Origin of the sequence: Arenibacter lacus (assembly GCF_008711145.1) — a bacterium.
GTDB classification, from domain to species: Bacteria; Bacteroidota; Bacteroidia; order Flavobacteriales; family Flavobacteriaceae; genus Arenibacter; species Arenibacter amylolyticus.
The window spans coordinates 1-507 of sequence record NZ_VVIN01000243.1 but is presented as its reverse complement, the minus strand read 5'-3'; the positions used below and the strand labels follow the sequence as shown (position 1 = coordinate 507).

General features: G+C 46.5%; 1 protein-coding gene. It reads left to right on the top strand.

Translation table 11 applies throughout. The annotated features are described in order from the left end of the window. The first annotated feature begins 193 nt into the window (after window positions 1–193). Window positions 194–424 carry a hypothetical protein gene (locus F1E73_RS17340; RefSeq protein WP_150452702.1) on the top strand — a complete coding sequence of 77 codons (231 nt, stop codon included), beginning with the start codon at window positions 194–196 and terminating at the stop codon, window positions 422–424. The last annotated feature ends 83 nt before the right edge of the window (window positions 425–507 follow it).

The following is a 507-nucleotide window of genomic DNA, read 5'->3' as shown; positions in this document are numbered from 1 at the left end:
CACGAAAATGCAGGACTATCTGCAATCGTCCCCTGAGCTTCCCGGCGCTATAGCCACCCAGCCGCTCATCCTAAATCATATGATAGCCAAAGGCCAGGACAATTTAAAAAGCCTTTTGATGGGTCACTTAATGGAACGTGGACTTTATTAACAGGCGGCGTATAGTTACGTACTTAACAGAACAACACCCAATTTGCCGCTGGAACTCGTAGAGCACCATATGGCAAACGGGTTCAAGCAAGCTTTGATAGCCGTTACCACGGAACGGGATCGTCAAGCCCGGGCCAATATGATGCAAACGGGATGGGACGCCCTGGATACGCTCATAGGCCCTACGACTTACAAAGAGGAAGAAGCCTATAACGGGTTTAAGGACGAGCTTACGGATTATTCCAAATACAAGGGGAATTGGCTTTCGATGTAGATAGGTCTCATTATCGGCGTATAGAAAAACAGCATAATACCTGTTTCAACCCCCAGTCAACTTTGGTAATATAGAATAGGATA